The sequence below is a fragment of the Parenemella sanctibonifatiensis genome (assembly GCF_002250565.1).
GTDB classification, from domain to species: Bacteria; Actinomycetota; Actinomycetes; order Propionibacteriales; family Propionibacteriaceae; genus Parenemella; species Parenemella sanctibonifatiensis.
In genome coordinates this window covers 270,572-277,712 of the sequence record NZ_NMVJ01000007.1, presented here as the reverse complement: position 1 = coordinate 277,712, position 7,141 = coordinate 270,572, and the positions used below count along the sequence as shown (strand labels likewise).

The 7,141-nt window shown below is 66.8% G+C and carries 1 protein-coding gene; it reads right to left on the bottom strand.

Annotation, left to right across the window (positions count from 1 at the left end):
* Nucleotides 1-7,121, bottom strand: a 7,121-nt coding sequence (locus tag CGZ91_RS09390; protein ID WP_229116541.1) for a polymorphic toxin-type HINT domain-containing protein, incomplete at its 3' end; no start/stop codon positions are given.
* Between the last annotated feature and the right edge of the window lie 20 nt (nucleotides 7,122-7,141).

Here is a 7,141-nt window from a genome sequence, read left to right as displayed (position 1 = left end):
CCGGCATCATTCAAAGCGCTTCCTGGAACCTGTGGCAATTCGTTCCGGCCGGCATGCTTCTGGTATGATCGGCCAGCTGCAGTTAGCCCATTTCTGTCGGGCAGCTGACCAGCAGCCGCGAGGTCGTCGAGACCGGGGAAACAGTCATTGTGGACAAGGACCCGGGAGTTCCCGACGTGGTAGGTGTGGATGTTCGCGACGGAGAGGTTGTATGCGGCCCCTGATCCTGCGTTTGGTGTGGTTCCGGTGACGGTGTGGGTGGCGCCGTCGGCAGTAAGGACTTGGTCGCCGGGTTGGAGTTGGTCGGCGCGGATGAAGGCCTTGTTGGTGGTGGACCAGAAGGGGTGGTCCTCGGTGGTGGTGATGGTTTCGGTCTCGAGGTGGAGGTTGGTGAAGGTGTCGTCGTGGATCCAGACTTGCTCGACGGCGGTCTCGATTTGTTCACCGGTTTCGGGGTCGGTGGCGGTGACGAGGTCACCTGGCTTGATCTCGCTGATGGCTTTGGCAGTGCCGTCGCCCATCAGGACCTGCGTGGTGGCGCCGAAGGAGCACATGCGGGCCGCGGTGCGGTTGGATGTACTTGGCACGACCCGGGGTGCCACTCTTGGGAGCCTCGGACTCAGCGTTTTCGCGGCGCCTTTGGCGCCTGTTGCGGCGATTTTCCCGCCTCCGCCGGGTATGGGGAGGATGGATAGCGCGAGGAGGGCGGGGTCGATGGGTTCTCCGGTGATGGCGGTTTCGGCGAGGTAGCCGAGTCCGGAGAAAGCAGCGCCGGCGAGGACGCACCCGGCGCCGGCGGTGCCCAGGCAGACTGCGGTGGTGGCGACGATGGGCAGGACGGTGCCGACGGTGAAAGCCAGGAGTCTCTTGCCTGCGTCGAGTAGTAAGGCCAGGCGTTCTTCGGGCGTCTTGGGGCAGGGGATAAAGCCGTGGTTTCCGCCCATCGTGAAGTCTGGGGTGAACTTTCCTGTTTTGGAGTCGATGGTGTTCTCGATGACTCCGCAGGGGCGTTCCAGCTGGGCGAGGGGTGGGGTGTTGGTGGTGGGTCGCTGAACAGGTTGCAGGTCGATTCCGGCGACGGTCGGTGGTTTTGACTCGTCGATCGCGGGGCTCTGCATGGGCAGTTGTGCAGGGGGTGGTGGTGTGTAGGTGGTGATGTCGCCGGGGTTGGTGAGGTGCCAGGTGGGGTCGTTGAAGTTGGTGGGGGTGGCGATGGGGGCTGGGGTGGTGGGTCCGCGGCCGGTGGTTTTTGGGGTGGTGGTGCGGGGGGTGTTGCCGGGGCGGCTGGTTCCGATGCGGGACTTGCTGGGTGATCGATAGGTGGGGGTCGTGTGGTGGGTGGCTGTGGAGGGGATGTTGCGGGTGGCGTCGGCGATGGCGCCGGCGATGCCACCGCATCCGATGGACATGGAGCGGATGTGTCCGCCGCCGCCTGGGCAGGCTCGGGTGCCGGTGGGGTCGTTGTTGGTGATGGGGTTGTTGTGGGCGTAGTGGTAGAGGTTGGCGGTTTCGGTGATGGTGGGGCGGGTGGGGTCGGGGGTGAGGAAGGTGGCGGTGGTGGGGTCATACCATCGGGCGCCCATGAGGGTGTGGCCGGTGGGGCTGGTGAGGTGTTGTTGGTAGCCGGGTGTGGGTTGGTCGGGTGTGTTGGTGGTGGTGCCGTAGGGGGTCCAGGTGGAGGTGTGGGGTGGTGTGTCGAGGACGGCGATGGGGTTACGTGGGGTGTCGGTGAGGATGGAGGTGCCGTCGATGGCGGTGAGGGTGCCGTTGGTGTCGCGGGTCCAGGTGTCGCCGTGGTTGGTGGTGGTGGGTTCGGGATTGAGGCCGCGATAGGTGTAGGTGGTGTCGTTGCCGTTGGTGGTGCTGGTGGAGAGCCGGCCCAGTGCGTCGTAGTGGTAGTTGGTGTCGCCGTCGGCGGTGAGTCGGCCCAGCGCGTCCCATTGGAGGGGTTGGCCGGTGGTGCTGGTGGTGCGGTTCCCGGCGGGGTTGTGCGCGAGCGTGGTGGTGCCGTGGGGGGTGGTGATGGTGGTGGGTTGGTTGCGTTGGTTGTGGGTGATGGCGGTGCCGTCGTGATCGATCAGGTTGTTGGCGTTGTCGTAGGTGAGGGTGTGGGCGCCGTCGGGGTCGGTCCAGCCGGTGAGGCGGTCGCGTTCGTCGTAGCTGTAGCCGAGTTGTGGGGGCAGGTCGATGCTGCCGGTGTGGCTGGTGTTGGTCAGTCGGCCGGCGAGGTCGTAGGTGTTGGTTTCGCGGTCGAGGACGGCGCCGTCTTGTTGGGTGGTGGTGATCAGGGGCCGGCCGGCGGGGTCGTAGAGGTGTTTTTGGGTCAGGCCGGTACTGGTGGTGACGTCGGCGGGTAGGCCGGTGCTGTTGTAGGTGTAGGTGGTGGTGATGCCGCCGTCGGTGGCTTGGTGGGGCCGGCCTGCGGGGGTCCAGGTGTAGTGGGCGGTGCCGGTGTCGCCGGTGATGTCGGTGAGGTTGCCGTCGGGGTCCCAGGTGTAGGTGGTGTTCCCGGCGGGGCCGGTGGTGGTGGTGAGTTGTCCGGCTTCGTCCCAGGTGAAGTGTTGGGTGCCCTGAGGGTGGGAGGCGGCCACGAGGCGTCCGGCCGGGTCCCATTGGTAGGTTTCGTTGACTGCGGTGACGCCCGGTCCGGCGGCCTCGACTCGGGTGGTGTTGCCGTCGGTGTCGAACCAGGTGTGGTGTTCGATGCCGCCGGGTTCGGTGACCGCGACGGGGTTACCGGACAGGTCGTAGGTGAGGGTGCGTTGCCGGTCGGCCAGGGCTGGATGCTGGCTGGTGGCGGGGAAGGTTTCGGTGGCGAGTTGGCCGCGTGCAGTCCAGGTGTAGGTGGTTTGGGCCTGGTTGGGGTCGGTCAGCGCGACGACGTGGCCGCTGGTGTCGTAGGACAGCCGGTAGCGGCCCTCACCGGGCTGGATGAGGTCGGTGAGCTGGTTGAGGGCGTCGTAGCGGCGTAGTTGACCGGTGCCCAACGGGCCGGTGATCGCGGTCAGGTTCCCTGCGGGGTCGTATGCGAGGTCGACGCGGTCGACCACGGTGCCATCGAGTCCGGCGGTGGAGGTCCCGGTGAGGTGACCGGCGTCGTCGTAGGCGCTGACCACCACACCGGAGCCGTCTTGTTGCCGGGTCGGGTTTCCTGCCAGGTCGACTGCGGTGGTGGTCGTGATGCCGTCGGGGTCGACGTGGCGGATCTGGTCGCCGGCACTGTTGTAGTGCAGGCGGGTTTCGCCGCCGGCGGGGCTGGTGAGGTGGGTGAGGTTCCCGGCCTGGTCCCAACCGTAGCCGGTGGTGTGGGCCTGGCCCGAGACGTGGGCGGTGCTGGAGGTGAGCTGACCGTAGTTGTCGTAGGCGTAGTCGACGCGGGCGCCGGTCGGGTCGATGGTGGCGGCAAGGTCGCCTGCCGGGGTCCATTCCTGCCGGGTGACTCGTGGGTCCTCGCCTGGGTTGAGGGCGGGCTCGGTGGTCTCGACCAGCATGCCGGCGGAGTCGTAGGTGTAGGAGGTGGTGCGCCCGGCCGGATCGGTGACCGAAGCGACCTGGTCGCTGTCGGTGTAGCTGAACTGCCACTGCGGCAGGACAGGTCCGGTGTCGGTCAGGGTCTGCGGCTCGGTCATCGTGACGAGTTGGCCGGTGGGACTGTAACTGAGTCGGGTTGTTGACCCGTCAGGGTCCACCGTCATCGCGGGCCGCCCGAGACTGTCGTAGCCGTGTCGAGTCACCTGTGGACCGGTTTCTGGTGCCTGAAGGGTGCCGTCCGGGTTGGCGCGGGTGCTGGCCACTGGGGGGCTGGTGGTTGCGGTGAGACGGCCGGAGGAGTCGTAGGTGTAGTGGCTGGTGTGGGCCGGGTCTTGGGCGGCGTTGCCGCGACCATCGGTCTGCCACACCACCCGGCCGGCCTGGTCATAGCCACGCCAGTGCTGGGTGCGGATCTGGCCGCCACGCCCGGACTCGGTATGAATCAGCCGACCATGGGCGTCGTAGCGGTAGGTCAACGTGACGTGGTCATCCTCAACGCCGGCCGCGCCACCATCCACGGTTTCGGCGATGACCTGGCCGGTGCCGGGGTCGTAGCGCAGGCTGGTGCGGCGAGTGTGATCGGCAACGATGTTGGCGCCCTCGACGAGTTGCCATGTCTCGATGAGGCGGCCGTAGTCGTCGAACACCCACCGCATCTGCCCTTGCTGCGGTGTCCACGAGGACACGACGTTGCCCAACGCATCATGCTCAGCGGTGTAGTCAAGGCGTTGCTCGCCAGTCTTGGTTGTGGATTCGACCCGGGTCAACAACCCGTCGCGGGTGTAGCTGAAGGTGCGGGTGGTGCCATACACATCCACGCTGGTCGCGATTCGGCCCGCCGGGTCGTAGCTGACAGTTTCCAGGGCAACATCAGTGGGGGCTTGGGTTCGGGTCGGGTCGTGGTAACCGCTGAGGGTGGTGGTCAGCGGCCTGCCCCACACATCACAGGTGAATCGAGTGACCGAACCGTTCGCGTCGGTGGCGGAACTCTGACAGCCACCGGGGCCGTAGCTGGCTGCCGACAGCACCCGGCCGGTCAGGTCCTGCGTCGAGACCACTCGCCCTGCGGGGTCGTAGCTGCGTCGGATCCCCAACCGTTCACCCGAGACCACGTCTTGCGCGATCTCGGCGGTGATACGGCCAGCATCGTCACGCTCGTTGATCTGGCGCAGTTGCCGCTGAACTCCAGACACCTCATCAGTTTCAGCATCAGTGGTGATCACAGCAGCGAACCCGTCGGGATCCAGGACACGGACCTGGCGGGTGGAACTGCCCTGCGCCGTGGTGCCCATCTCGACCAGGCGTCCCAACGGATCGTAGTCGTAGCTGGTCACCGCGCCGGCGGGTTGAGTGATCGAGCGGACCTGCCCCAACCGGTCATAGCCGTAGTGGGTGGCGCCGCGGCCGGGCACTGTTTCGGAGGCCAACAGCCCCGCCGGGACCTGCCCACCGCCAATAGCTGGCTCCTGACCGGTGGTGTAGGTGAAGGTCTCGACCGGCCCGTCGGCACCGAGCCGACGCGACACCAGCTGGCCACCCTCACCGCCGTTGCTGTAGCGGTAGCTGGTCAAGGAGCGATGGTTGATGCCTTGGCGCGGGTCCGACACGCTCAACAACTGACCAGTCCGGGTGTAGGTGAACGACTCCACCACTTTCGCGGTCGCGCTGCGTTCGGTGATCCGATACGTCATCGCCCCGGTGCCAGGGTCCCAATACCACCAGGTCCTGGCGCCATCTGCCCCGGTGTGGAGCTGGAGGCGACCATAACCGTCATACAGCCACTGCTCCGACTCCGACCCCGTCACGGCCCGGGTGACCTGCCCCAGATCATTGGTGACGATCGTCTGCCGACGCCCCGGCACCGGACCATCGGTCATCGTGACCGCCGCCAACGACCCCGCAACCCCGGTGGGAACCTTGCGTCGGGTCACGGTCACGGTGTCACCGGCCGCGTCAGTGAAGGAGGAGACCTGCCCGTTCTGGTAGGGCGCATAGTCCACCTGCCAGGTCGTTGCGCCGTCCGGGCCGATCACCGACGACACCGCCGGTGAATCAGGATCCTCGAACCGATACTGCGTGCACCCATCCCGATCAGCCAGGAAGGGGCGACAACTACGCACCATCCGACCCTGCGAGTCATACCGGTAGGACCACTCCAGTCGGCCATCGGCCAGCGTCGGTGTCGCCGCCACCGCAGTGAGCAGGTCACCATCCCAACCGAGCTCCAACGCCCGTCCAGACTCCACATCCACGATCCGGGTCACCACACCTGCGGCGTCGCGCTCGAACCGGGTCACAGCCCCAGAAGGAGCCTCGATCTGCTCCACGCCTGCCCCGGAAATCGTGTACAGCATCTGGTCGGTGTCACGCACCTGCCACGCATCACAACCAGCATCCGCACACGCCAACTGCGGCAACTGCTGACGGGTCGCCGACACGAACCCGCCATCAGGATTACGCGCCCACACCTCATCGTGACCATCAGGCATCCGCACCTTCACACGCCCCTGCACCTGAACCGCACGCATGTCAAGAACCGAGGACCACCCCACACCGAACACACCCCGGTCACCGGCGGTGGAAGAGTAATGACGCGCCAGCTCCAGCGGCCACCCCACCGACGCCACCCCACCATCGGTGTCCTGCAACCGCAGACCACCCGTCCCACTCGACACCGGCCCCACCGGCATCGACTCGTCGACTGGAACAGCGTCAGGCAATCCGACAGGGGTGCGGAGCTTGCCCACCGCCGCGCTCGACTCGGTGCCCGGCACCGGCGCCCCAGCCCGCCACTGCACCGCCACCACCTCGACCCGGTAGGCCTGATCCCACACCAACCCCGCCGCAGCAGGCACCTCGACCGCACTGGGCACCCTCACCCAATCCGACTGCCACGCCACCGGCACCGATCCCGCAGCCGTCGACAACCGAACCTGCACCAGGTATTCAAAACCTGCCCCTTGGACCGGATGGGTCACATCCACGCCGATCGAGGGCTGCAGATCGACCGCCTCACCCCACGACACATCCACCAGCCGGGCACCCGCCACCGGAATGTTCGGATACGCATCAGTGGTGAAGAACCACCACTGGCTCTCGCCCACCACACCATCCACACCCCAGGCGCGAACCGACCAGCCATACGACCCCGCAGCCAGGTCAGTGGTCGGCGACCATGCCGCCCCCACCCGACCACTGGACTCCACCACCTCACCAGTCCCTGCCCGGACCACAGTGAACTCATAGGTGTAGGGAAGCTGGGGATCCCCATCGGCCACGCGAGCCTGCAACTGGGGACGTGATCCCACCTCGAGTGCACCATCCACCGGTGCGACCGGCATCACCGTCGGCATCAGCTCAGCATTCGTCGCAGCCACCGGCACATCCGGTGTCAGTCCCGCCGGCACCCCCGGCAACCCCGCCACCGGCGGCAACGGCACCACCGTCTCAGCAGTGCGGTCGATCACCGGATCCAACGACGGCTCCTGCGCGATCGCGTCCCGCTCCAACGGTGACCACAGCTGCGCCACCAACGCCAACGCCATCACGCCACCCACGACAGCCCGTGACCACCGAGCAACTGCGCCCATGAATCCCCCGACCAGACAGG